At 70.6% G+C, this 22,619-nt stretch carries 19 protein-coding genes; 2 read left to right on the top strand and 17 right to left on the bottom strand.

Annotated features, from left to right (window positions below):
- Window positions 1-380: 380 nt before the first annotated feature.
- From ABZ371_RS07795 to ABZ371_RS07750, 10 genes are read right to left on the bottom strand one after another with little or no spacing between them, the layout of a single operon-like run.
- Window positions 381-1,598: an LLM class flavin-dependent oxidoreductase gene (locus ABZ371_RS07795; RefSeq protein WP_358675040.1), complete on the bottom strand. Its 1,218-nt coding sequence runs from the start codon at window positions 1,596-1,598 to the stop codon at window positions 381-383.
- On the bottom strand, window positions 1,591-2,691 hold the full coding sequence (locus tag ABZ371_RS07790) for an LLM class flavin-dependent oxidoreductase (RefSeq protein ID WP_358675037.1): 1,101 nt from the start codon (window positions 2,689-2,691) through the stop codon (window positions 1,591-1,593). The genes ABZ371_RS07795 and ABZ371_RS07790 overlap by 8 nt, the downstream gene beginning before the upstream one ends.
- Window positions 2,688-4,061 (bottom strand): NtaA/DmoA family FMN-dependent monooxygenase, encoded by a 1,374-nt coding sequence (locus ABZ371_RS07785; protein ID WP_358675034.1) that lies wholly within the window; start codon window positions 4,059-4,061, stop codon window positions 2,688-2,690. Before ABZ371_RS07785 ends, ABZ371_RS07790 begins: the two co-directional genes overlap by 4 nt.
- Before the next feature lie 20 nt (window positions 4,062-4,081).
- Window positions 4,082-5,284, bottom strand: a complete 1,203-nt coding sequence (locus tag ABZ371_RS07780) for an LLM class flavin-dependent oxidoreductase (protein WP_358675031.1) — start codon at window positions 5,282-5,284, stop codon at window positions 4,082-4,084.
- 25 nt (window positions 5,285-5,309) lie between these two features.
- Window positions 5,310-6,299 carry an ABC transporter substrate-binding protein gene (locus tag ABZ371_RS07775; protein WP_358675060.1) on the bottom strand — a complete coding sequence of 330 codons (990 nt, stop codon included), beginning with the start codon at window positions 6,297-6,299 and terminating at the stop codon, window positions 5,310-5,312.
- Window positions 6,300-6,338: 39 nt separating this feature from the next.
- Complete coding sequence (locus tag ABZ371_RS07770; protein ID WP_358675028.1) at window positions 6,339-7,103, bottom strand: amino acid ABC transporter ATP-binding protein; 765 nt, start codon at window positions 7,101-7,103, stop codon at window positions 6,339-6,341.
- The gene (locus ABZ371_RS07765; protein WP_358675025.1) at window positions 7,100-8,131 is read right to left on the bottom strand and encodes an amino acid ABC transporter permease; all 1,032 of its coding nucleotides are present in this window, start codon (window positions 8,129-8,131) and stop codon (window positions 7,100-7,102) included. The genes ABZ371_RS07770 and ABZ371_RS07765 overlap by 4 nt, the downstream gene beginning before the upstream one ends.
- A gap of 21 nt (window positions 8,132-8,152) precedes the next feature.
- Complete coding sequence (locus ABZ371_RS07760; protein WP_358675022.1) at window positions 8,153-9,106, bottom strand: ABC transporter substrate-binding protein; 954 nt, start codon at window positions 9,104-9,106, stop codon at window positions 8,153-8,155.
- Window positions 9,103-9,639, bottom strand: a complete 537-nt coding sequence (locus ABZ371_RS07755) for a GNAT family N-acetyltransferase (RefSeq protein ID WP_358675019.1) — start codon at window positions 9,637-9,639, stop codon at window positions 9,103-9,105. The genes ABZ371_RS07760 and ABZ371_RS07755 overlap by 4 nt, the downstream gene beginning before the upstream one ends.
- Window positions 9,636-10,763: an LLM class flavin-dependent oxidoreductase gene (locus ABZ371_RS07750; protein WP_358675016.1), complete on the bottom strand. Its 1,128-nt coding sequence runs from the start codon at window positions 10,761-10,763 to the stop codon at window positions 9,636-9,638. Before ABZ371_RS07750 ends, ABZ371_RS07755 begins: the two co-directional genes overlap by 4 nt.
- Window positions 10,764-11,353: 590 nt before the next feature.
- Here ABZ371_RS07750 and ABZ371_RS07745 point away from each other — a divergent pair.
- Window positions 11,354-12,370 carry an amino acid ABC transporter permease gene (locus tag ABZ371_RS07745; protein WP_358675013.1) on the top strand — a complete coding sequence of 339 codons (1,017 nt, stop codon included), beginning with the start codon at window positions 11,354-11,356 and terminating at the stop codon, window positions 12,368-12,370.
- 403 nt (window positions 12,371-12,773) lie between these two features.
- Here the strand turns inward: ABZ371_RS07745 and ABZ371_RS07740 are convergent, their stop codons facing one another.
- The gene (locus ABZ371_RS07740) at window positions 12,774-14,084 is read right to left on the bottom strand and encodes an aminotransferase class V-fold PLP-dependent enzyme (RefSeq protein ID WP_358675010.1); all 1,311 of its coding nucleotides are present in this window, start codon (window positions 14,082-14,084) and stop codon (window positions 12,774-12,776) included.
- Window positions 14,085-14,389: 305 nt separating this feature from the next.
- Window positions 14,390-15,619, bottom strand: coding sequence for an MFS transporter (locus ABZ371_RS07735; protein WP_358675008.1), 1,230 nt, complete (start codon window positions 15,617-15,619; stop codon window positions 14,390-14,392).
- A 90-nt stretch (window positions 15,620-15,709) separates the two neighbouring features.
- Between ABZ371_RS07735 and ABZ371_RS07730 the strand changes: the two genes are divergently transcribed.
- Window positions 15,710-16,177: a helix-turn-helix domain-containing protein gene (locus tag ABZ371_RS07730; protein ID WP_358675005.1), complete on the top strand. Its 468-nt coding sequence runs from the start codon at window positions 15,710-15,712 to the stop codon at window positions 16,175-16,177.
- A gap of 19 nt (window positions 16,178-16,196) precedes the next feature.
- Here ABZ371_RS07730 and ABZ371_RS07725 read toward each other — a convergent pair whose 3' ends face one another.
- The 5 genes from ABZ371_RS07725 to ABZ371_RS07705 form a co-directional block, all read right to left on the bottom strand.
- Complete coding sequence (locus ABZ371_RS07725; RefSeq protein ID WP_358675002.1) at window positions 16,197-16,712, bottom strand: hypothetical protein; 516 nt, start codon at window positions 16,710-16,712, stop codon at window positions 16,197-16,199.
- Window positions 16,713-16,773: 61 nt separating this feature from the next.
- Window positions 16,774-18,441: a DUF885 domain-containing protein gene (locus ABZ371_RS07720; RefSeq protein ID WP_358674999.1), complete on the bottom strand. Its 1,668-nt coding sequence runs from the start codon at window positions 18,439-18,441 to the stop codon at window positions 16,774-16,776.
- Window positions 18,441-19,808: an ATP-grasp domain-containing protein gene (locus ABZ371_RS07715; RefSeq protein WP_358674997.1), complete on the bottom strand. Its 1,368-nt coding sequence runs from the start codon at window positions 19,806-19,808 to the stop codon at window positions 18,441-18,443. The genes ABZ371_RS07720 and ABZ371_RS07715 overlap by 1 nt, the downstream gene beginning before the upstream one ends.
- A complete protein-coding gene (locus ABZ371_RS07710; RefSeq protein ID WP_358674994.1) occupies window positions 19,805-21,130 on the bottom strand; it encodes a biotin carboxylase in 1,326 nt (441 codons plus the stop codon). Before ABZ371_RS07710 ends, ABZ371_RS07715 begins: the two co-directional genes overlap by 4 nt.
- A complete protein-coding gene (locus ABZ371_RS07705) occupies window positions 21,127-22,485 on the bottom strand; it encodes an ATP-grasp domain-containing protein (protein WP_358674991.1) in 1,359 nt (452 codons plus the stop codon). The genes ABZ371_RS07710 and ABZ371_RS07705 overlap by 4 nt, the downstream gene beginning before the upstream one ends.
- Between the last annotated feature and the right edge of the window lie 134 nt (window positions 22,486-22,619).

The following is a 22,619-nucleotide window of genomic DNA, read 5'->3' as shown; positions in this document are numbered from 1 at the left end:
ACGTGGCGTCGCCGCGTGAGCTCGTGTCGCTTCATGTCCTCGATCAAAGCAGCGCGATGTTCGGCCGGTCAAGAACACCCAGCCTGATTTCACACGCCCGGCTTCTGCGTTCACAAGGCTGTGACAGTCTTCTCCCCACTTCCGGTACGGCCTGGTCGCGGTCTCCTGTCGTGCGCGTCGAACAGTGCGGACACGTCGGGCACGGGCGGCCTCCTGGCGGAACCGCTCGCCGTGCCGCGGTCCGGTTGTGTCGATGGAGCGGGGGGCGACGGTACTGCCGGCTTTCGGTGTCGTCGGGAATCCGCCGGAGCGGCGGGGCGCGGACGCCCCGGACCCTGTCGGCGGCCGTCGCCCGGGTGCGCCGGCCGGGCCGGCCGCCGTCACCGCGCATGCGCCTCGACGTCGCCGAACCTCTCCTGCCCGGGCTCGGCGACTGTCCGTCCCGGCGTTCCGGAGGAGTGGCCCCGGCGCCGCCATTCCTCCGCGAGCAGTTCGTAGGAGCGGACCCGGTCCGCGTGTCCGTGTGTGATCGTCGTGATCAGCAACTCGTCCGCGCCGGTGGCCTCCTGGAGCTGCTCCAGGTGGTCCGCGACCCGGCCCGGTGAGCCCACGAACCGCGTGTCGACGCGGTCCCGCACGAGCTCGCGGTCCTCGTCGCTCCACGCGTGGGCGCGCGCACGGTGGGGTGTCGGGTAGGCGATGGCGCCCTCGGCGGTACGGATGCTGCGCACCCACAGGTCGTAACCGGTGGCCAGTTCCCGGGCGGTCGCGTCGTTCTCGGCGACGACGACGTCGGCCGAGACGCTGACGTAGGGCCGGTCCAGGAACGCGGAGGGCTTGAAGAAGGAGCGGTAGCCCTCCACCGCCTCGAGGACCGTGGCGGGGCTGACGTGGTAGTTCGCGGTGAACCGCAGCCCGCGGGCCCCCGCGACCTCCGCGCTCGTGCCGCCGCTGCTGCCCAGGATCCACACGTCGACGTCGGCGCCCTCGCCCGGCACGGCGTGTGCTTCGAGGCCCTCCGCCGAGCGGTAGGTGCCGGCCAGCAGGGCGAGGATGTCGTCGACCTGCTCGGCGTAGTCCTGGGACTCGGCGTTCGGCAGCATGAGCAGCTTGCGCTGCAGGGCGACGCGGGGCGAGCCGAGCAGGCGCGCGAAGGAGAAGGGGGGTGGGATGAGCAGGCCGTTGGGGGCGCGGCCGGCCGCCTCCGGGGTGGCCTCGGGGGTGGCCTCCGGGGCCGTCGCGCGCTTTCCCGGCGGGCGCCCACCGGAGCGGCCCAGGCCCAGGTCGAGGCGGCCGGGGTGCAGGGCGTCGATGAGACCGAACTCCTCGACGGTGGACAGGGCGGTCCGGTGTCCGAGCTGGACGGCCCCGGAGCCGAGCCGGATCGTGGAGGTGGCCGCGGCGGTCAGGGCCAGGACGACCGCCGGGGACGTGCCCGCCACACCCGGGTTGAGGTGGTGCTCGGCGAACCAGTAGCGGGCGTAGCCCAGTTGCTCGGCCCGCCGGGCGAGGTCGATGGAGTGGTGCAGGGCGTCCGCCGCCGTGGACCCGGAGGAGATGGGGACCAGGTCGAGGACGCCGAGGGGGATGTCAGGCACGGGCCGGCCCTTCTTCTGTGCGAGTGGTCGGTGAGGCCGGCAGTACCGGGCCCCACGTGAACGGCGGGTCCGGGATGTCCTTGCGCAGCACGGGGGCCACCGCGGACTGGAACAGTTCCAGCTGTCGGCGGTGCTGCGTGTCGGTGAGGCCGCCCGCGTCCGCGTGGACGTGGAGCGCGGTGTGCCCGAACCGCTCGTGGTAGCGGTGCACCTTGTCGATGACCTGTTCGGGACTGCCGATGAGCGCGGAGCTGCGTTCGGCGAAGTCCTCCAGGGTGTCGAACACCACGGGCAGTCCGCTCTGCCGGGCGAAGGCGAGGTTGGCCTCGAAGACCGGCCGGTAGGCGGCGAGCGCCTGCTGGGAGGTGGGCGCCACGCACAGGCCCGCCGTGCCGGCGCCGATCGCGATGCGGGCCGGGTCGTGGCCGTAGTGCTCCCAGCGTTCGCGGTAGTGGCGGATCAGCTCGGCGTACGGCTCGATCGGATGGGTGACGTTCGCGGAGAACAGGGGGTCGCCGTAGCGGGCGGCGAGGTCGACCGACTCCTTGCTGGTGGCGCTGCCGTGCCAGACCCGTACGGGCCGCTGGTAGGGGCGCGGCCAGACCTCGGCGTCCGTCAGCGGAGGACGGAAGCGGGTCGCCGCGGTCACCTTGTCCTGGCGCCATATCTGCCGGAAGACCTCGTAGCTCTCGGCGTTGCGGTCCCACTGGTCCTCGGGCGCGACGTCGAACAACTCGCGCTGGGCGGTGCCGTTGCCCTTGCCGATGATGAGGTCCAGCCGGCCTTCGGACAGGTGGTCCAGGGTGGCGTAGTCCTCGTAGGCGCGGACCGGGTCGAGCAGGCTCAGGGTGGTCACGGCGGTGAAGAGGCGGATGCGCCGGGTGAGCGCCGCTATGTGGCTGAGTACGACGGTCGGGGAGGAGGAGAGGAACGGCCGCTCGTGCCTCTCACCGACGCCGAAGCCGTCGAAGCCCAGTTCCTCGGCGAGCAGGGCGTTGGCGAGCACCTCGCGGAAGCGGTCCTGTGTCGGCTTCTGTGCTCCGGTGACGGGGTCCGGGCGGTGCACGATCAGGGTGATGGCGATGAACCTCATGACGCGACCCGCTCGGCTCCGGCGCGGTCCGGATGGCTCAGGCCGAGGTGGTCGCGCAGGGTCGTGCCCTCGTACTCGGTGCGGAACACGCCGCGTTCCTGCAACAGGGGGACGACCTTGTCGGCGAACCCGTCGAGGCCGGTCGGGGTGAGGTGCGGGACGAGGATGAAGCCGTCGCAGGCGTCGGCCTGGACGAGACCGTCGATGGTCCGGGCGATGGTGGCCGGGGAGCCGACGAGGTTCTGCCGGTTACCGGTGTGGATGACGAGGTCGCGGATGGACCATTTGTTGGCCGCGGCCAGTTCGCGCCACTCACGGGCGGTGGCCAGCGGGTCCCGGTACATCCGGACCTGGGCGCGGCCCTGGGAGATGTGGTCCTCACCGATGTCCGGGTCGATGTCGGGAAGCGGGCCGTCCGGGTCGTAGGCGGACAGGTCGCGGTTCCAGACGAACTCCAGGTGTTTCAGCGCCGTGGCGCCGCTGACCTGGTGCCGGCGTACCTCGTGGGCGAGTTCCTCGGCCTCGGCGTCGGTGTCGGCGAGGGCGAAGGTCGCGGCGGGCAGGATGAGCAGCTGATCGCGGTCACGGCCGTACGTGGCCAGGCGGTTCTTGACGTCGGTGTAGAAGGCCCGGCCGGCTTCCAGGGTGCCGTACCGGCTGAAGATGGCGTCCGCTTCGGCGGCGGCGAACTCGCGGCCCTCGTCGGAGTCGCCGGCCTGGAAGATGACGGGGCGGCCCTGCGGTGATCGCGGGACGTTGAACCGGCCGTGGATGTCGAAGTGCCGGCCGGTGTGCTCGAAGGCGCCGGCCTTGGCGTCCGACAGGAACCGGCCGGTCTCCTGGTCGGCGAGGATCTCGTCGCCGTGCCAGGAGTCGAAGAGCTCGTTGGCCGTCGCCAGGAACTCCTTGGCGCGGGAGTACCGCTCCTCCCGAGGCAGGAAGCCGCCGCGACGGAAGTTCTCGCCGGTGAAGGCGTCCCAGGAGGTGACGACGTTCCAGGCCGCGCGGCCGCCGGAGAGGTGGTCCAGGCTCGCGAACTGGCGGGCGACCTCGTAGGGCTCGTTGAAGGTGGAGTTGATGGTGCCGGTCAGGCCGAGGTGCTCGGTGACGGCGGCGAGCGCGGCGAGGACGGTGAAGGTGTCGGGACGTCCGACGACGTCCGAGTCGTAGATCTTGCCGCCCTGTTCGCGCAGTCTGAGGCCTTCGGCGAGGAACAGGAAGTCGAACCTGGCGCGTTCGGCGGTCCGGGCGAAGTGCGTGAAGGAGCTGAACTCTATGTGGCTGCCGGCCCGTGGGTCGCTCCAGACGGTGGTGTTGTTGACGCCGGGAAAGTGGGCAGCCAGGTGGATCTGCTTCGTGGGCTTGTTCATGGCTCCTGGGTTCTCGCGGCTCATACGGCGGCGTAGCGGTTGGCGGGGCGGGCCAGGCCCAGCAGGCCGCGCAGGGTGTCGGCCTCGTAGGCGTGGCGGAAGACACCGCGGTGTTGCAGCTCGGGTACCAGAGCGCGGGTGATCGCCGGCAGGTCGTGGGCGATGACGGCGGGCCGCAGCCGGAAACCGGTCAGACCCGAGGCGCGCAACTGCTCCAGGTGGTCGGCGAGTTCCGAGGGCGTGCCGGTGAAGACGGGCGCGTCGCCGGCGTACGGCTGCCCGGCGAGCGCGTCCAGTCGTTCCCTGCGTGTCCGGGCGGTGGCCGGGTCGTCGTCGAGGAAGACGACGAGGTCGCCGAAGACGTGCAGGGGCTCGGAGGTCCGGCCCGCGGCGTCCTGCTCGGCGCGGATCCGGCCGACTACGGAGCGGGCCTCGTCGGCGTCGTGCGGGGTGACGTAGCCGACGTCGGCGGCCCGGCCCAGGAGCCGGTACGGGACCGTGTCGTGGGCGAGGGCGCTGACGATCGGCCGGCCCTGCGGCGGGCGGGGTGTGATGGACGGCCCCCGGACGCTGAAGTGCCTGCCCTCGAAGTCGATGTAGTGCAGCTTGTCGCGGTCGATGAAGCGCCCCGTGGCGGCGTCCCGGATCTCGGCGTCGTCCTCCCAGCTGTCCCAGAGGCGGCGCACGACCTCGACGTAGTCGGCGGCCTCGTCGAACAGGTCGGTCACCGTGGCCAGGGCCTCGGGGCTGTCGTGGGCCTCGATGCGTGGGACGGTGCGGCGGCCGAAGTGGGCGGCCTCGTTCCGGCGTGCGGTGATCTGCACCCTGAGGCCGGCACGGCCACCGCTCACGTAGTCGAGGGTGGCGATCGCCTTGGAGATGTGGAACGGCTCGGTGTGGGTGGCGACGACCGTCGGCACGAGGCCTATGCGGCGGGTCAGCGGGGCGACGCGGGAGGCGATGAGGACGGCGTCGAGGCGGCCGCGCACCTGGTCGGTGCGCTCGTCCGGGTCGAAGGGGTGGGAGGACTGGGGGCCGAGGCCGTCCTCGATGGTGACGAAGTCGAGCAGTCCGCGCTCGGCCTCGGTGACGAGGTCGGCCCAGTAGGCGGAGGTGAGCAGGTCCCGGGGGCGGGCACCCGGCTCGCGCCAGGAGGCGGGATGCCAGCCGGTGCCGTCCAGGGCGACGGCGAGGTGCAGCGGTGAGGGTGCGGACGATGACATGAGGGGCCTTTCCGTCGGGGGTCGCCTACTTGCCCGTTTTGGGCAGGCCCGGCGGATTGGTCAGGGACTCCGTGACGGCCTCGTCCGACAGGCCCCAGCGCTGGAGCACCTTCGCGTACGTGCCGTTGCCGATGACGTGGTTGACGGCGGCGGCGAGCGGCTCGACCAGGCCGCTGTCCTTCTTCGTCGTGGCGGCGATGAGTCCTTGGAGGGTGGAGCCGGCGCCGGAGTAGGTGCCGACGACCTCGGTCTTGCCGGTGGTGGCCGCGTGGTAGGCGGCGGTCGGGTTGGGGCCGACGTGCAGGTCGATGCGGCCGGACTGGAGGGCCAGGTAGGTGTCGCTGTCGTTCTGGTAGTACTTGATGTCCACCGGCTCGCGGCCGGCCTTCTCGTTCTCCTTGCTCCATTCGACGAGGAGCTTCTCCTGGTTGGTGCCGCTGGTCACGGCGACCGTCCGGCCCGCCAGGTCCTCGGGTCCGGCGACCTTCAGACCGCTGCCCTTCTTGGCCTGGAAGCCCAGGTTGTCCTCGCGGTAGGTGGCGAAGTCGTACTTCTCCTTGCGCTCCTCGGTGACGGTGATGTTGCTCAGGCCCGCGTCGTACTTGCCGCTGTCGAGGCCGACGAAGACGTTCTCCCAGGAGACGGTGTGGAGCCGGGGCTTCAGACCCAGTACGTCGGCGATGAGGTACGCGAGGTCCGGTTCCACGCCGATGACGGTTCTGTTGTCGGTGGCGTGGAAGGCGAGCGGGGCGGAGCCGCCGGCCGAGCCGACGAGTTCCAGCGTGCCTCTCTTGCGGATCCGCTCCGGTACCAGGCCGGCGATGGAGTCGACCTTGCCGGTTCTGACGCGCCGCTGGTCCGGACTGGTGTTGATCTTGGTCGTGGTCGTGCCGCCGGGCGTGGCCGCGACCTCGGTCCTGGCGTCGTCGGTGGGATTGGCGCAGCCGGTGGCGAGGAGGGCGGTGGCGAGTCCGACGGCTGCCGCGGCCGCGGTGGGGCGGAAGGGGAATGTGATGGACACGGTGGTACTCCTTGTGTGCGGGCGGTCAGTGGCTCAGAGGACTTTGGCGAGGAAGGCGCGGGTGCGCTCGTGTCGCGGGGCGTCGAGGAGGGCCGTGGGTGGTCCCTGTTCCACGACGAGGCCGTCGTCCATGAAGACCACGGTGTCGGCGACCTCGCGGGCGAAGCCGATCTCGTGGGTGACGATGATCATGGTGGTGCCGGCGCGGGCCAGGTCCTTGATGACGTCGAGGACCTCGCCGACCAGTTCGGGGTCGAGCGCGGAGGTGGGCTCGTCGAAGAGCAGCACCTTCGGTTCGAGGGCGAGCGCGCGGGCGATGGCCACGCGCTGCTGCTGGCCGCCGGAGAGCTGCCGCGGGTAGGCGTCGGCCTTGTCGGCGAGCCCGACCCGGTCCAGGAGCCGGCGGCCCCTCTCCTCCGCCTCCCGGCGCGGGCGGCGCAGGGCGGAGACCGGTGCCTCGACGATGTTGTCCAGCACGGTCAGGTGCGGGAAGAGGTTGAAGTTCTGGAAGACGAACCCGATGTGGGTGCGCTGCTTGAGGATCTCCTTCTCCTTCAGCTCGTGCAGCTTGCTGCCCGAGCGGCGGTAGCCGATGAGTTCACCGTCGATGCTGATCCACCCGCGGTTGACCTTCTCCAGGTGGTTGATGGTGCGCAGCAGCGTGGACTTCCCCGAGCCGGACGGACCGAGGATCACGGTGACCTCGCCGGCGGCGACCTGCAGATCGACGCCGCGCAGCACTTCCAGCGGGCCGAAGCTCTTGTGGACGCCGTGGACGTCCACCATGACCTCGCTCATCGGCTCTCTCCTACGGGTTCCAGGGGTTTCAGCGGTACGACGGGCAGGTCGCGCCGGGCGGCCGCCGCGCGCAGGTTGCGCACGAAGCGCCGGCCGCGCTGGATCGGGGTCGGTGGCGGGGTGCGGTCGGCTCCCCTGGCGTAGCGGCGTTCCACGTAGTACTGGGCGACGGACAGCAGGGAGGTCAGCACCACGTACCAGGCGGTGGCGACCAGCAGCAGCGGAATCACCCGGCCGTTGCGGCCGTATATGACCTGGACCTGGTAGAACAGCTCGCCGATGGACATCACGTAGACCACCGAGGTGCCTTTGAGCAGGCCGATGATCTCGTTTCCGGCCGTGGGCAGGATGGCGCGCATGGCCTGCGGCAGCACGACGCGCCGGATCTGCCGGAACCGGGGGATGCCGAGTGCGGCGGCGGCCTCCAACTGCCCCTGGTCGACGGAGATGACGCCGCCCCGGACGATCTCGGCGGCGTACGCGGCCTGATGGAGCGTCAGTCCGATGATCGCGGCACCGATGGTGCCGATGAGGCTGTTGCTGTCGACCGACCAGAACACCGGGCCGAAGGGGATGCCGACCCCCAACTCCTTGTAGAGGGCGCTCAGGTTGAACCAGAACACCAGCTGGACGATCATCGGGATCGAGCGGAACACCCAGATGTACGTCCAGGCGACGGTCTGCAGCACGGGGCTGCGGGACAGCCGCATGAAGGCGAGCACGGCGCCCAGGAGGAAGCCGAGGACGGTGGCGTAGGCGGTGAGCTGAAGGGTCACCCACACCGCCTGCACGATCGTCTCGGACAGGACGTAGTCGCCGAAGACGCCCCACTCCCAGACGGGATTCGTCGCGAGGCCGTGCACGAACTGGGCGACCAGTACGGCCACGGCGACGGCCCCGGCCCAGCGGGCGTAGTGGCGGGCGGGGACGACCTTGCCGGAGCCCGGATCGTCCGGGAAGGGGGGTGCTGCGGGGCGAGAGCCCGCGGGGGCGGCGTCCGGGTGTGCGACGCCGGTGGTGGATGCCATCGTGAGGTCCCTGCTCGGCTCTCAGGCGTGTTCGGGTGGGTTGATGCGCGAGGTCTCGATCGCGGAGGCGGAGGTGCCCCACTTCTCGAGGATCCGGGCGTACGTGCCGTCCTTGATCAGCTCGTCGACGGCGGCCTGGAATGCCTTGGTGAGCGGAGAGCCCTTCGCGAAGGCGAAACCGACGTCGAGGCGGTGGTACTCGCCGAGGAACGTGGTCTGCGCGGCGGGCTGGGTGGCCTGGTACCGCAAGCCGTTGATGGTCGACATGAGCACGTCGATGCGGCCCTGCTGGAGCGCGGAGAGCGTCGCCGCGTTCTCCGCGTACACCTTCACGTCGTACGGCTTCTTCCCGGCCTTCGCGCACACGCCCTTCTGCGCGGTGAGGGTCGCCTCGAAGGTCGTGCCGGCGCCGGTGCCGATGGTCAGTCCGCACAGCTGGGTGAGGTCGGTGACCTTCTTGAGCTCGGTGTTGCCCTTCTTCACCGCGAAGCCCTGGCCGTCATTGATGTAGGTGACGAAGTCGACGCTCTTCAGGCGCTCGGTGGTGACACCGAAGTTTCCGGTGCCGACGTCGTACTTGCCGCTGCCGAGGGCGGCCAGGATCGTCTCGAAGGAGGCGTCCTGGCGTTGCAGTTTCACACCGAGGACCTTGGCGACGGCGTCGGCGAGGTCGATGTCCTGGCCCGCGGGCGCCTTGTCCGCCCCGTTCGGGTAGTAGGCCCCCGGCGGGAAACCGACCGCACTGCCGACCCGCAGCGTGCCCGACCGGCGGACGTCGGCCGGCAGCAGGGCGGCGATGTCGTCCACCTTGCGGACGGAGGCGACCGGGTTGCCGGTGGGTGCCGCGGACGCCTTGGCGCCCACGGCCGCGGTGCCGCCGGGGTCGCCGGAGGTGCATGCGGTCAGCGCGAGCAGTGGCAGCGCGAGTACGGCTGCGGCGCCGCGCAGGCGGCCTCCGAGAGCGGGGAGATTCACTGTTCTGTGGCCTTTCCAGGGAGCGTGGTGAGCACTAGGTCTTTTTCGAAGGGATGCGAGCCGACCGTCTCCGGGTCGGCCTCGATGTCGAACAGCGGTGTGTAGCCGGTGGCCAGGTACAGGCCGCGGGCTTCCGGCTGACGTGGACCGGTGGTCAGGTGGATGCGGCGGTAGCCGCGTGCGCCCGCCTCGTGTTCCAGTTCGGCGAGCACGCGTCGGGCCAGCCCGCGCCGGCGGTGCGCGGAGTGCGTCCAGATCCGTTTCAGCTCGGCCGTGGCCGCGTCGTAGCGGCGGAAGGCACCGCCCGCGACGGGTGATCCGTTCTCGAGCAGCAACAGGAGCAGGCCGCCGTGCGGCGGGGTGAACTCCTCGTCCGGGTAGCGGGTGATCTCGGCGTGTGCGTCTGTGCCGTAGCGCGTGGAGTACTCGTGACCGAGTTCGCGCAGCAGGGGCCGCACGCGCGGGTCGGAGACCGGGACGTGGACGACGGTCAGGTCCGCCGCCCGCGCCGGCGTCTCGGCTACGGATGTCATTCGCCCACCGCCGCCAGGGACCGCGGGGCACGGGCCGCCCGTTCGGCATCGCGCTTGGCGACCTCCTCGCGCACGAGGGGGATGACGTACCGGCCGAAGTCGATGGCGTCGTCCAGCAGGTCGTAGCCGCGGGCGGAGAGGATGTCGACGCCGAGGTCGTAGTAGTCGAGGAGGGCCTGTGCGACCGTCTCCGGGGTGCCGACCAGGGCGTTGGAGTTTCCCGCGCCGCTCGTCGCCGCGGCCGTCGCGGTCCACAGGGCCCGGTCGTAGCGCTCGCCGGCCTCGGCGATGGCGACCAGCCGCTGCGAGCCGGTGTTCTGTGGGGCGCCCGTGCGGTGGCGCCGCTTGAGCGCGGCCACGCCGTGCTCCCGGATGGCGCCCAGCGTGCGGTGGGCCTTCTCCCAGGCCAGTTCCTCGGTCGGAGCGATGATCGGGCGGAACGCCACCTGGAAGCGGGGTACGTCGGCGCGGCCCGCGGCCTGAGCGGCGGCCTTCACGGCCTCGATCTGTTCGGCGGTTCCCTCCAGCGGCTCGCCCCACAGGCAGTAGATGTCGGCCTCCGCACCACCGGCGGCGAGGGCGGCGGGCGACGAGCCGCCGAACGAGACGTTCGGGCGCGGCTGTTGGACGGGGAACACATCGCTGACGAAGTCGCGGAAGCGGTAGTGCTCGCCCTCGTGGTCGAAAGGCTCGTGCGTGGTCCAGATCTTCTTGACGATCCGGATGTACTCGCGGGTGCGGGCGTAGCGCTCGTCCTTGGTGAGGGTGTCGCCCTCGCGGCCCTGTTCGCGGTCGTTGCCGCCGGTGATGAAGTGGACGGCCAGGCGGCCTTCACTGATCTGGTCGAGGGTGGCGAAGGTCTTCGCGGCGAACGTCGGGTACGACACGTTGGGCCGGTGGGCGAGGAAGATCTGCAGGTGCTCCAGGTGGCTCGCGATGTACGCGGCGGCCGGGGCGGGGTCGGGCGAACCGGAGCCGTAGGCGAACAGCACGCGGTCCCAGCCGTGCTCCTCATGAGCTCGGGCGAGCCGGAGTGTGTACTCCTTGTCGAAGGCGGCGCCGGAGCGCGGGGTGGTCTCGGAGCCGTCGTTGGTGGCGGCGATGCCGAGGAATTCCACAGGCATGACAGTGGCCCTTTCAGGAGCGACCGCACGCGGGCATGACGAAACCGCCGTTGCGTGGTGGCAAATATGACTGAGCGTCAGGAATGAGGGATACGCGGGTGTGACGACGTCGTACGTCAGGGGAAGCAGAGGTGCGGCAGCGCGCGAAGAGCCAACTCGGCCCGCGACGGGGTCACCGAGGGAGGGAAGGGCCGGTCAGACGGCCCGCTGCCGAGTCAGACGCAACACGCTGCGGACCACACCCGACCGAAGTCGATGTGGTCGCGCGAGACCAAGCGCTGATGGGCATTCATGCGATTAATTGAGCAGTACGATGTGCTTCTCGTCAAGCAGCGCCCGTATGCCGGACCACCTGATCCGGCCCTGGAAGCCGCTGTTGACAGCCACCTTCCGCGCCCACCTATGATGGCCGGCGGACGGCTCCGCCCCGCGCGGCAGCTCCTCCGGCCGCGTTGAGGGACGCGGTGCTCGTGACGACGCGAATATCCCGGCCGCGCGCCGTACCCGCGCAGCGGTTGTGCCGCTGTGCCGCGTCGCGCGCCACCCGATGGTCACCCAGCCTGTGATCCCCTCTCCCGGAGTGCCTCCTCATGGTCACACCTTCCGCTGTCACCTCCGCCCCCGTCGAGACACCCCCGCGGCGCACGGGCGCCGCAGACTCCGACCTGCCGCGGATCGTGCCGCGCCGGCACCCGGGCCGGTGGGCGGCCGCCGCCGCCGCGCTGGTGGTGTTCGCCATGGTGCTCAACTCCGCCGTCCGTAACCAGGCGTTCCAATGGGGCGTCGTCCGGCAGTACTTCACCACCACCGCCGTGCTGGACGGGCTGCTGCTGACCCTGTGGCTGACCGCAGCGGTCATGGTGCTCGGCTTCCTGCTGGGGACACTGCTGGCGGTGATGCGGCTCTCGGGCAACCCGGTGCTGCGCACCTTGAGTTGGGGCTTCGTGTGGATCTTCCGTTCCACTCCCCTGCTGGTCCAGCTGCTGTTCTGGTTCAACATCGGCGCGCTCTACCCGACCCTCGGCCTCGGCATCCCGTTCGGCCCGGAGTTCGTGACCGTCAAGACGGTCAATCTGCTCGGTCCGGCCCTCACCGCCGTCGTCGGCCTGACCCTCCACGAGAGCGCCTACGCCGCCGAGGTGGTGCGGGGCGGCATCCTCTCCGTCGACCCCGGCCAGACGGAGGCCGCGCAGGCACTCGGCCTGGGCAAGCCCCGTACCCTGCGCCGCATCGTCATTCCCCAGGCGATGCGCTCCATCGTGCCGACCGCCGGAAACATGCTGATCGGCACCCTCAAGGGCACCAGCATCGTCAGCGTGCTGGCCGTGCACGACCTGCTGTACTCCACCCAGCTGATCTACAACCAGACGTACCAGGTCATCCCGCTGCTCATGGTCGCGACGCTCTGGTACGTAGCGGTCACGAGCGTGCTCAGCGTGGGTCAGTACTACGTCGAGCGGTACTACGCACGGGGCGACTCGCGCGCGCTGCCGCCCACTCCGCCGCAACGGCTACTGCGCCGGCTCTCCGCCGCGCGCGCCCCGCGGAAGTGGGCAGCGGCAGCCGCCGACGGAAGGCCGGGCGAAACCGGGTCGAAGGCAGTGTGAGCCGCGCCCTGCGGGCGTTCACCGATATCGACCGGCCCCCTCAGCCGGCGGGGAACGACACCGTCCGAGGGGGCGAACGAGCGACGGGGACACCCTCCGAGCGGCGCGGACGGCCCTCCCCCGGGAAGCCCACGGGCCGGGCAGACCGACATGCTCGGCACCCAGGCCGCCGAGTCGGAGGGCCGGATCATCGAACAGGACGAAGTCGGGGCACGGCTACCCGAGTTCGCGGGCATTGCCGTGTGTGGCCGTCGACATTCCCGCTCGATACGTATGCACTACGCCGCCATGGGCGCTTGTTCCGTCGGGAAGCAGAGACTGAGAGCCCTCTCGAGGGCTCTCAGATCCGCTCTGCCCCAGCGGGGCCGGCCGTCGCGCCGGTCGGCCGGCTCAGGATGTTGTCTCAGGCACCCTTGAGGGACCGGATGACGCGCAGGGCCAGATCGATCTCCTCCGGGAAATTGACGATGCCTGCCGACAGTCGGACGTGGGGGACACCGTACGGCGTGGCGTTGGCGATGACACGGTTCTCGCGGAGGATCTTCGCCACGCTCCGCGGTTCGTGACCCTCGACGTCGAAGGTGACGATGCCTGCGGACACCTCGGGGTCGAGCGGGGTGTGCAGCGTGACGTGACTCATTTCAGCCAGGCCCTCCTTGATCTGGCTGTTGAGTTCCGCGATCCGGTCCTGGATCCGCTTGCGTCCGATCTGGCGAACGAAGCGGAACGCTTCGGCGGTGGCCCACTGGTACTCGTACCCGGCGAATCCGCCCGGACTGATCCACGCGGCCTCGGTGGGGCCGACCGGCCGGCGGTCCTGCCTCCAGGCCGCAGAGGTCTCCCTGCTCATCAGGCTGGGGATCGTCGGCTGGAGGAGCGCCCAGTTCTCCGGCTTGGCCCACATGATTCCCGTGCCGCGCGGTCCGAGGATCCACTTGTGGGTGCCCGCGGAGAAGAAGTCACAGCCCATGCCCGCGACGTCCTCGTCAGCCACGCCGAACCCGTGCACCCCGTCGACGACGAGCAGGACCCGGTCCTCTTCCTCACGGTTGCGGTTCAGGTCGGCGATGACGTCCGCGACCCTGGTGATCGGCAGGCGGACGCCGGTGTTGGAGTGGACCCACGCGACGCCGAAGACGCGGGTGGTGGGGCGGATCGCGGCGCGGATCCGGGCAACGGCCTCGTCGACGGAGAAGTCGGGCGACGACTCGTAGAGCGAGATGGTGCGCATGGTCGCGCCCCACCTCTCGGCCGCCAGGCGGATCGCCTCGTGGTGCGGGTAGAACTCGTGCGTGGTGGTCAGGATCTCCTGGCCGGGCTTCAGGCGCAGGCCGTTGTAGGTCAGCGCCAGCCCCATCGTGGTGCTGGTGGTCAGGGCGATCTCGTCGGCCCGACCACCGACGTATTCGGCGGCCTCGTCGCACACGGTGCGCCACAGCTTGTCCTCCTCCCGGCCGAACATGTTGTCGTCGAGGGTGCTGTGGGGGTCCTCGTCGAAGGCCTTGCGGTACTTCGTGATGGCGTCACGGACGGGAGTCGGGTTGGAAGCCAGGTAGAAATTCGAGAGGTGCGCCAGGTCGGGCGAGAGAAGAAACTGCGAGCGGACGGACTTCCAGTCGCCCGGGTCGAAGGGCTGCGACCCGGCCTTGTCCGTGGTGTACGTGGATTCTTCGACGCCGGTGCCGGCCGGGGTTGCGGGGTACGAGAGAGACACGCTTTTCTCCTCAATGCGTCCGGAATTTCTTGGATTCCACCGGGTGTAGCCATGGACCGAATTACACGATCTTATTCACTGACCAATACGCACGGTTCTCGAACGAGGTTAAGCGGCACCATTTCGGGGCGTCAAGAAGGCGATATGAATTCCACCGGAAGAGCGGCCACCCTATTTTTTTCGAACCGCGTACGGCTGCCCCACGATATTTTCTGGATCCGCTGGAATCGCGGCCCCGGGCACGGCCGTCAGCGAGGCCCGAGAGCCTCGCGGACTTCTCGGACCATGCGCCGGCGTCATAGCCGTCAGGCGGTTTCCGCCTTCTGCCTCTGTTCCCGGCCGGGGGCCTCCACCGCCTCGGAGAGGAGCTTGGGCGCGCGGCTGCCCCGGCCTCCGCCGACCGCCCATACGATCAGCGCGCAGGCCGCGAAGCCGGCTCCGAGGATGCTGGACCCGGCCCATCCGGAGGAGGTGAAGACGGAGGTGGTGGCGGCCGCGCCGAGGGCGGAGCCGAGGGAGTAGAAGACCATGTAGCCACCGATGACACTGCTGGTGCGCTCCGCGTACGCACTGGTGAGCACGTGCTGGTTGCTCACGTGCACGACCTGGACGGCGAAGTCGAGCACCACGACGCCGACGATGAGCAGCCACAGGGCCCAGGGCAGCTGGGCGATCGCGGCCCAGGAGACGATGAGCAGGGCCAGCGCGAAGCCCGCCATCGGGACCGTGCGCCCCGCGTCCGCCCAGCGTCCCGCACGGGCCGCGCCCAGCGCGCCGGCGAGTCCGGCCACACCGAACATTCCGATCTGGGTCTCGCCGAAGTGCCACGGGGCCGCCGACAGCGGCAGCGACAACCCGCTCCACAGCGTCCCGAAGGACGCGAACAGGAAGAACGCGATGAGGCCGCGCGTCAGGAAGAGCCGCTCCCCGAACAGTGCACCGAAGGAGACGACGACCTGCCGGTATCCCGAGGGCCGGTGGGAACGCTCCTCCGGGGGCAGGGCGCGCAGGACGAGGGGGGCGAGCCCGAGTGCCAGCACGGCGAGCACCACGTAGATGCTCCGCCAGCCCCACTGCTCGGCGAGCAGGCCGGTGACGATCCGCGCGCCGAGGATGCCCATCACCACGCCGGAGGTCACGACCCCGATGTTCCGCCCGCGCTCGGCGGGCGGCGAGACCGATGCCACGTAGGCCACCGTGGTCTGTACCACGACCGCGAACATCCCGGCCAGCGCGAGCCCCGCGAAGGCCATCCACGCGGCGGAAGCCAAGGAGGTCAGGGCCAGGCCGGCCGCGGTGACCACGAGGTGCCCCGCGATGAGCCGGCGCCTGTTGGTGACCATGTCACCGAGCGGGACCAGCAGCACCAGACCGGCCAGGTAGCCGAACTGGCCGATCGAGACGATCCAGCCCACCTGCCCCGCCGGGATGCCGAGACTGTCTCCCATCGGCGCGAGCACCGGCTGGGCGGCGTACACGCTCGCCACCGCGACACCGCACACGACCGCAAGCAGTAGCCGTCGCCAGACGTCCATCGCACTCCCATCAGAAAATAAGTAGCAAAGTGAAACCAATTCGACCGTAGGGCATGATGGTCTTCATACGCAACTCATTCAGGAGGTGTCATGCCGCGCTCCTCCACCGGTGCCCAGAACGGCGCCTGGACGGACCCCGACTGCCCCGTCGCCCGCACGCTCGACCTCGTCGGCGACCGCTGGAGCCTCCTCGTCATCCGGGACGCGATGGACGGCGCCCGTTCCTTCACCGAGTTCCAGCGACGCACCGGCATCGCACGCAACATCCTCAGCGACCGCCTGCGGAAGCTCAGTGCTCACGGGCTCATCACCCAGCAGACCGCGCCCACGGGCCGCCGGCAGGAATACGTGCTCACCGACAGCGGCCGCGACCTCTTCCCCGTACTCCTCACCCTGCGCCAGTGGGGAGAGCGCCACGCCTTCGAACCCGGCGAGCCCCACTCCACCCTGGTGGACGAACAGGGCGCCCGCGTCCCGGACCTCACGCCGGCCGGGGCCGACGGCGCCCCCCTCGGGGCCGACTCCACCTACGTGCGGAAGACCGGCAGAGACCGATGAGGTGTGCGTGAGGTGACCGTCAGTGCCCGTGTCCACGCGCGCGCGACAGCGCGGGGCCGGCCGGTTCACGGGCCGCGCCCGAGGGCCAGAGGATCTCCACCGCAATGCCACGAGCGCGGGCATAGGCCACCATGTGGGCGGTGGCGTCCCGGCCGCTGGACGGAGAGCCGTCCCAGACCGCCAGCAGCCTGCCGCAGTCGCTGACGAGTCGCTCGTCCACGCCCACGCAGGTGTCCCGGTCCAGCGGGTCGAAGGGCAGCATCCGTATCCCCTCGGCCAGTGCCAGCAGCTCCCGATGCGCCTCCCGGTTCCGGGGTGAAGCTCCGGTGAGGATCCCGGCCCGCTCGGGGAGGAGCACCACCAGACGCCGGCCCACCTCGCGCACGAGCCGTCCGAACTCCAGGGGCAGTCCGGCGCCGGCGCGCACCAGTCCGGTCGCGTCCGCCGGCATCGCCCTCAAGCGCTCCCGCAGCTCCTCCCGGACCAGCTCCCACGTGTCCGGGGTCAGGTCCGCGTGCCCCGTTACGGTGATCATCCGCTCGCTCTCTCCTTCACCATGAGGTGTGTTCCGCCCGTGTCCGTCCTGCCCGGATCTCTCACCGTCGGCGGGCACGGTCCGCACGCGTCAGCTCGGCCCGCAGCAGGCCCAGGCCCATCGGCCCCAGGTCCAGGGCCTGCTGGTGGAACCGTTTGAGGTCGAACTCGCTCCCGTCACGGCGGCGGGCCGCGTCCCGCGACTCCAGCCAGACCTTCTCCCCCAGCTTGTAGGCGATGGCCTGCCCGGGGCGCCCCAGGTACCGGTCGATCTCGAAGTCGACGAACCCCGCCGGGCCGAGTCCGCAGTGCTCGACGAGGAACGCGCGGCCCAGTTCCGGGGTCCACCGCTCCCCCTCGTGAAATCCGGTGCCCGCGGGGATGGGGAGTCGCAGGTGCAACCCGATGTCGAGGACGATCCGCGCGGCGCGCAGCAGCTGACCGGTGGCCAGCATGCCCAGCCGGTGTGCCGGGTCGGCGAAGTACCCCAGCTCCTCCATCAGCCGTTCGGCGTACAGGCCCCAGCCTTCGCAGTGGCCCGGGTGCAGTTCGCACGCCAGCCGCTGGAACCGGTTGAGGGTGGTCGTGTTCAGGGTCGTCGTGCCCAGTTGCAGGTGGTGACCCGGGACTCCTTCGTGGAACATCGTGCCCGGCACCGTCCACGTCGGGATCAGCGCGTCCAGGCCGGTCCGCGTCCACCAGATCGTTCCGGGTCGTGACAGGTCCTCGCTGGGTGCCAGGTAGACGGCGGGCCCCTCGCTGGGGGAGATCCGGCAGTCGATCCGGCGCAGGGCCTCGGGGACCACGAAGTGCGTCCCGTCGAGGTCGGCGATGGTCCGGTCGGCGGTCTCCTGCAGGTGGTCACGGAACGCCGCCGCGCCCTTGATCTGGTACCGGGGGTCCTTGTCGAGCCCCGCCAGCACGGCCTGAACCGGCTCACCCGGCGCGATCCGCGCCGCCGTCTCGGCCATGTCCCGCTGGATCCGGCTCACTTCCTCCCAGCCCCACGCGTAGGTCTCCCGCAGGTCCAGCCGGAGGCCGAGGAATTCGCGCACCCCCAGCCGGTAGCGGTCCTCCCCCAGTGCGTCCAGCTCAGGGGCCACCGGCGCCAGTTCCTCCGTCAGGTACCCGGCGAACCGTGTCAGCGCCCTGTTCGCGTCGGCCACCGCCTGGTCCAGGGCTTCCCGCAGCACACCGTCGCCGAGCCCGGCCGGCAGCCCCGTCAGGTACGGCCGCGTGTCCCGGCAGTCCTGCGCGTTACGGACCACCTGGCGGTACGGTGCCACCCGGCCGCCGCGCCGCGCGGCCTCCAGGCTCTCGCGCAGCCCGGCCAGAGCGTCCGGGACGCCCCGTAGCCGCGCCAGCAGCGCGTCCCACGGGGTGTCGGAGCCCTGGTCGAGCAGCCCCACGGCCTGCCGGATCCGCTGGACCGGCCCGTCGAGGGTGTCCAGCAGCGTGGCGTAGGCGTCGGCTTCGGCCAGCGCCACCTCCGTGGCCAGACGCTCGCCGAGGACCGCCGCCGCGATCCGTTCGGCGTCGCCCTCGACCGGTGTGGCCTCGACCGCCTTCGCCGTACGGCGGGCCAGCTCCGCCCGCTCCCACGTGGCCCGTGGGCCGAAGTCGGTGAGCCGCTCCTCCTGCCCGGCGACGCCCATCGCCGAGGCCAGGCACGGGTCCAGCTCGGAGAGCTCGTCCACATACCGGTCCGCAAGGTCGTTCAGGGCGGTCATCACCGGGGTCCGTTCGTCGACGGGAGGCGGGTCGCGGTGGCGGCCGCCGATGAAGAGGCGTGTCGTCTCCTCACCCCGGGACCCGATATCAGGGCCTGTCCCGAAGCGCTCGGGGCGGCTCCCGAAGTGCTCGGGGCGGCCGGACGGGTACGCACCGAGAGGGAGTCGAACAGGCCGGTGAGCCAGTCCCGGCCGGCCTGGGAGGTGTCGCCCGCGACGATCCCGGTCAGCACCGTCTCCCCGGTCTGGTAGGTGATGTGGTCGGGCAGCGGTGTCCCGCGGGGGAGTTCGTTCCAGGCGACCACGGGCGGTGTGTCGCGGAACAGCGCCGCCCCGTCGAGACCCCCGTACTCCTGCCCGGCCAGGTGGTGGCCGGGGTAGACGAACCAGCCGTAACGGCGCCGGTCGGCCGGGGGCCGGGGAAGCATCCCGGCAACGGGCTCACCCAGCAGGACCCGCAGCTCGTACGAGGGGAGGTGGACGCCCGTCGCCAGTTCGACGGTGGCGACCACGTCGGCTCCCCCGACCCGGTTGCCGACCTCCAGGAAGACCAGTTCTCCCTCGTGGACGATCGCCTCGAGGTGGAAACTGCCGTCCTCGATCCGCACTGCGGCCAGGACGCGCGACACCCAGGTGCGCGTCTCGTCGGAACAGCCGATCTGGAACGATCCGAGCGGGTGGCCCTGTGCGTACTGCAGGCAGGTGTTGACGTATTCGCCGGCGCTGAGGACGAGGACCTCGCCCCCCTGCACCAGACCGTCGAAGTGCTGGATCGGCCCTGAGACGAACTCCTCGACCTGGTGGTCCTCCCGGCCCTCGCCGGCGTCGAGCCGGGCGATGCCGGTCCGGCCCTCCCGTACCGCCGCTGCGGCCGACGCCGGTGTGTCGAACACCAGGACGTCCTCGCTGGAGGCGCCGCGAGCCGGTTTGAGTACGGTCCGGCCGCGCCAGGGAGCGGGGCCGTCCAGTGCCAGGAAACGTGCCAGCGGAAGGAAGCGCGGCACCCGCAGACCGGCGTCCGCGACGGCCCGCTTCATCAGGACCTTGTCCCGGGCGAGCACGACCTGGGCGGGCATGGCGCCCGGCACGCCCAGGTGCTCGCGCAGCAGGGCGCAGTCGAGGAGTTCGTACTCCGAGACGGAGATGATCCGGTCGAAGTCGCGGGGCCGGTCCGCCAGCCACTCCCGGGCCTCCTCGAACACCGGCCGGGTACCCGGGCGGCTCACTCGCTCGCACCGCAGACCGGGTGGGAGGCCGGCCAGCGCCTGCTCGGTTCCGAGGTAGGTGACCTCGTGCTCGTCGTGCGAGATCCCCCGGTGATATTCGATCTTGAAGTACGGCACACGGTGCAGGACGAGGATCTTCATCGGGCTTTCCTGACGGGAGTGGGGAGGAGCAGAGCGCGGTCCAGGGTGTCCAGCCAGACCTCGCGCAGCGTGTGCACGACGGTGCGGATGTCGGTACGGTCGCCCCGCAGGACCACGCAGCCCTGGGCCGCGAAGTCCGCGTTGTCGCGGGCTACGGCGTGCAGGTCGCGGCGCTCGGGCGACAGCCAGGAGAACTCCGTGACGGTGAGCTCTCCGTCGGCCAGGCCGAGCCGTTCCGCGGTGGCCCGGACGGCGTCGCCGAGCGGGTCCGCGCCGGCGGCGATGTCGGCCGGGGAGAACGCGCGGTCGGCGCCGACACCGAGCATCACGGTCGCCGCCGAGCAGCCGGGCACGAGCCGTTCCACTCCGGCGGCCGTGCCGAAGGCCGTGTCGACCCAGTGGTGGTGCAGGTCGATCCCGTAGACCCAGTGAGCCAGCGACCAGATCTTCATCCCGCCCGGCCGCCGGTTGGGCTCCACGACCGCGGCACGCAGTCCGTCGTCGCTCAACTTGATCTCGTTGTGGAACGGCCCATCGCACTGACCGACCAGCCAGTTGGCCTGACGTCCAGCCCTCTCCAGCGTCGCTCGCTCGTGTCCCTCGATCCGGGCGGGCAGGATCTGGGCGATCTCGACGGGGTACCGGCCGTCCGCGCTGACCTTCTCGGTCACGAACTCCAGTGAGCCCAGGCCGTCGAAGGAGTACTCCCGCCGGTAGGGAATGAGTTCCTCGCAGATCACCCCTCCCTCCAGATAGGGCAGGACCTCGGCGAACGCGGCCATCAGGTCGTCGCCGGGGCGCACCACGACGACGCCCCGGTTGTTGCCCTCCGCCACGGGCTTGACGACGAAGCCGCCGGGATGCTCCCGCGCGAAGGCGCTCAGCTGGCCGAGCGAGGCGATCTCGGCGAAGGCGGGCACCATGACCCGCTGCGACTCCAGAAGTTCGGCCGCGTACGCCTCGGAGCGCCGGTAGCGGTACTTGGAGAACGCCCCTTCGGCCAAGCGCGACGAGTCGACCGGGACACCCAGCCGTTCGAGCAGCTCGGCGCCGCTGCGGACCGCGTTGTCGGAGAAGACGATGCCCGCCTTGATCCGTTCGCGCCGGTCGCCGAGCAGCTTCTCGCCCATCTCGGCGAAGTCGTCACGGAGCGGGTCGAGGTCGAGCACCTCGTCGGCGATGGAGCGGTCGGCCTCGGTGGGGTCGGCGCGGATCAGGACGACCGACGCGTGATGGTGCTCATGGGCGTAGTTCCGCAGGTGGCGGACCTCGTCGATCCGGCTCAGGTTGTAGTCGACGACGAGGATGATCGGCCTGGTCATCCGTGTTCCCTTTCGTACGTGATCTCGATGGCCCTCTTGGAGGCCGGCACCAGTGCGGGAAGGATCGCGTCACGGTCGGCGAGGTCCATGCGCCAGAGCACCTGGCCGAGGAACACCTCGCGCGAGGCCGGTTCCACGACGTCACCGGGCTTGAGCAGGATGTGCGACAGGACCGGCCGTAGGGGGCCGTCGTTCAGCCGTACCTCGCGAATCGTGCCGGGGTCGGCGAAGAAGACGCGGAAGAAGGTCGCGTGGTGCCCCTGCGGGGTGCCGTCCGCCGCGAAGGACAGGCTCTTCAGCCTTTCGCTGAATCCGGCCGGCCGGTGGGCCGTGATCAGGGATTCCAGCCAGAGGTCGAGCAGGCCGGGGCCGCCGGTCAGCTGTCCCACGCTGGGCGAGATGAGGCTGCCGCCGACGCGCGGGTTGACCTCGATCAGGTCCCAACCGGACGGGGCGTGCCGCGCCTCGACGTGGAAGCAGCCCCATCGGAGGTCGAGGGTGTCGAGCACGCTCGACACCCAGCGGAGCCCTGCCACGAGCTCCTCGCGCGGCAGACTCGTGGGCGGGCTGACGCAGGCGTCCTCGAGCACGGCGCTCACCGTCTCCGTCATCTCGCACTTCTCGTGCACGGCCACGACGTGCGGCTCGCCGTCGACGACGATCACTTCGAAGCTGAACTCGCGCCCGGGCACGTAGTCCTCGACGAGGAATTCCATGTCGGGGGTCTTGCGCACCTCGGCCGTTCCGGGAGAAGTGCCGTGCGCGGCCGTTCGCGGGCCGACCGGGTCGCCGGGACCCGGTTGGGCGAGGAAGACACTGGCGTAGACCGTGTCGGACCGGGCCTCGGCGGCGATGCGCTCCAGGTCGGCCCAGGAGGTGCCGGCGGTGAGGGGGAACGTCCCGAAGGAGGCGATGCCGCTGACCGGCTTCACGAAGTAGCGTCCGCCCTCGCGCTGCCGCTCGGCGAGCGTCGTGGGGGTGAGCACGGACGCCCGGCCCCGGCTGAGGCCCGCGTCGGCGAGGCGGTTGCGCAGCACCACCTTGTCGCGCAGTTCCAGGACCTGCTTCTCGTCCAGGTCCGGGACTCCCAGGCGGGCATTGGCCAGCGCCATCAGGTGCCGATAGCCCTCCCAGACGGTGAGACAGCACCGCACGTCCACGCCTGTGTCCCGCAGGTGGTCGAGGTACTCCTCTATGTCACGCGGGGTCAGGACGTGTCCCTGCGTCACCCGGACGTCGTCGGCGAGGTCGGCGAGCGCCGCCGGCCTGGATTCCTGGTGCTGCGGCTCCGGCAGCGAGCTGAGCACATGGCATGTGAGCCCGTGCGCCGCGACCGTGGCGACGAGATCCTCCATGAACGAGAATCCGACGTGGCTGAGCAGCAGCACTCCCCTGGCGTTTTCCGTGCTCAATCCGGCGCCCGGCCTGCCGGACGTGCCCAACGTGGAGATCGAGGTCATCTACCGCGCGGCGGGCGAGGGCAACGAGG

The sequence above is a fragment of the Streptomyces sp. NPDC005899 genome, from assembly GCF_040629645.1.
Lineage (GTDB): Bacteria > Actinomycetota > Actinomycetes > Streptomycetales > Streptomycetaceae > Streptomyces.
The sequence above is the reverse complement of the archived record's forward strand: the minus strand, read 5'-3'. Positions and strand labels throughout refer to the sequence as shown.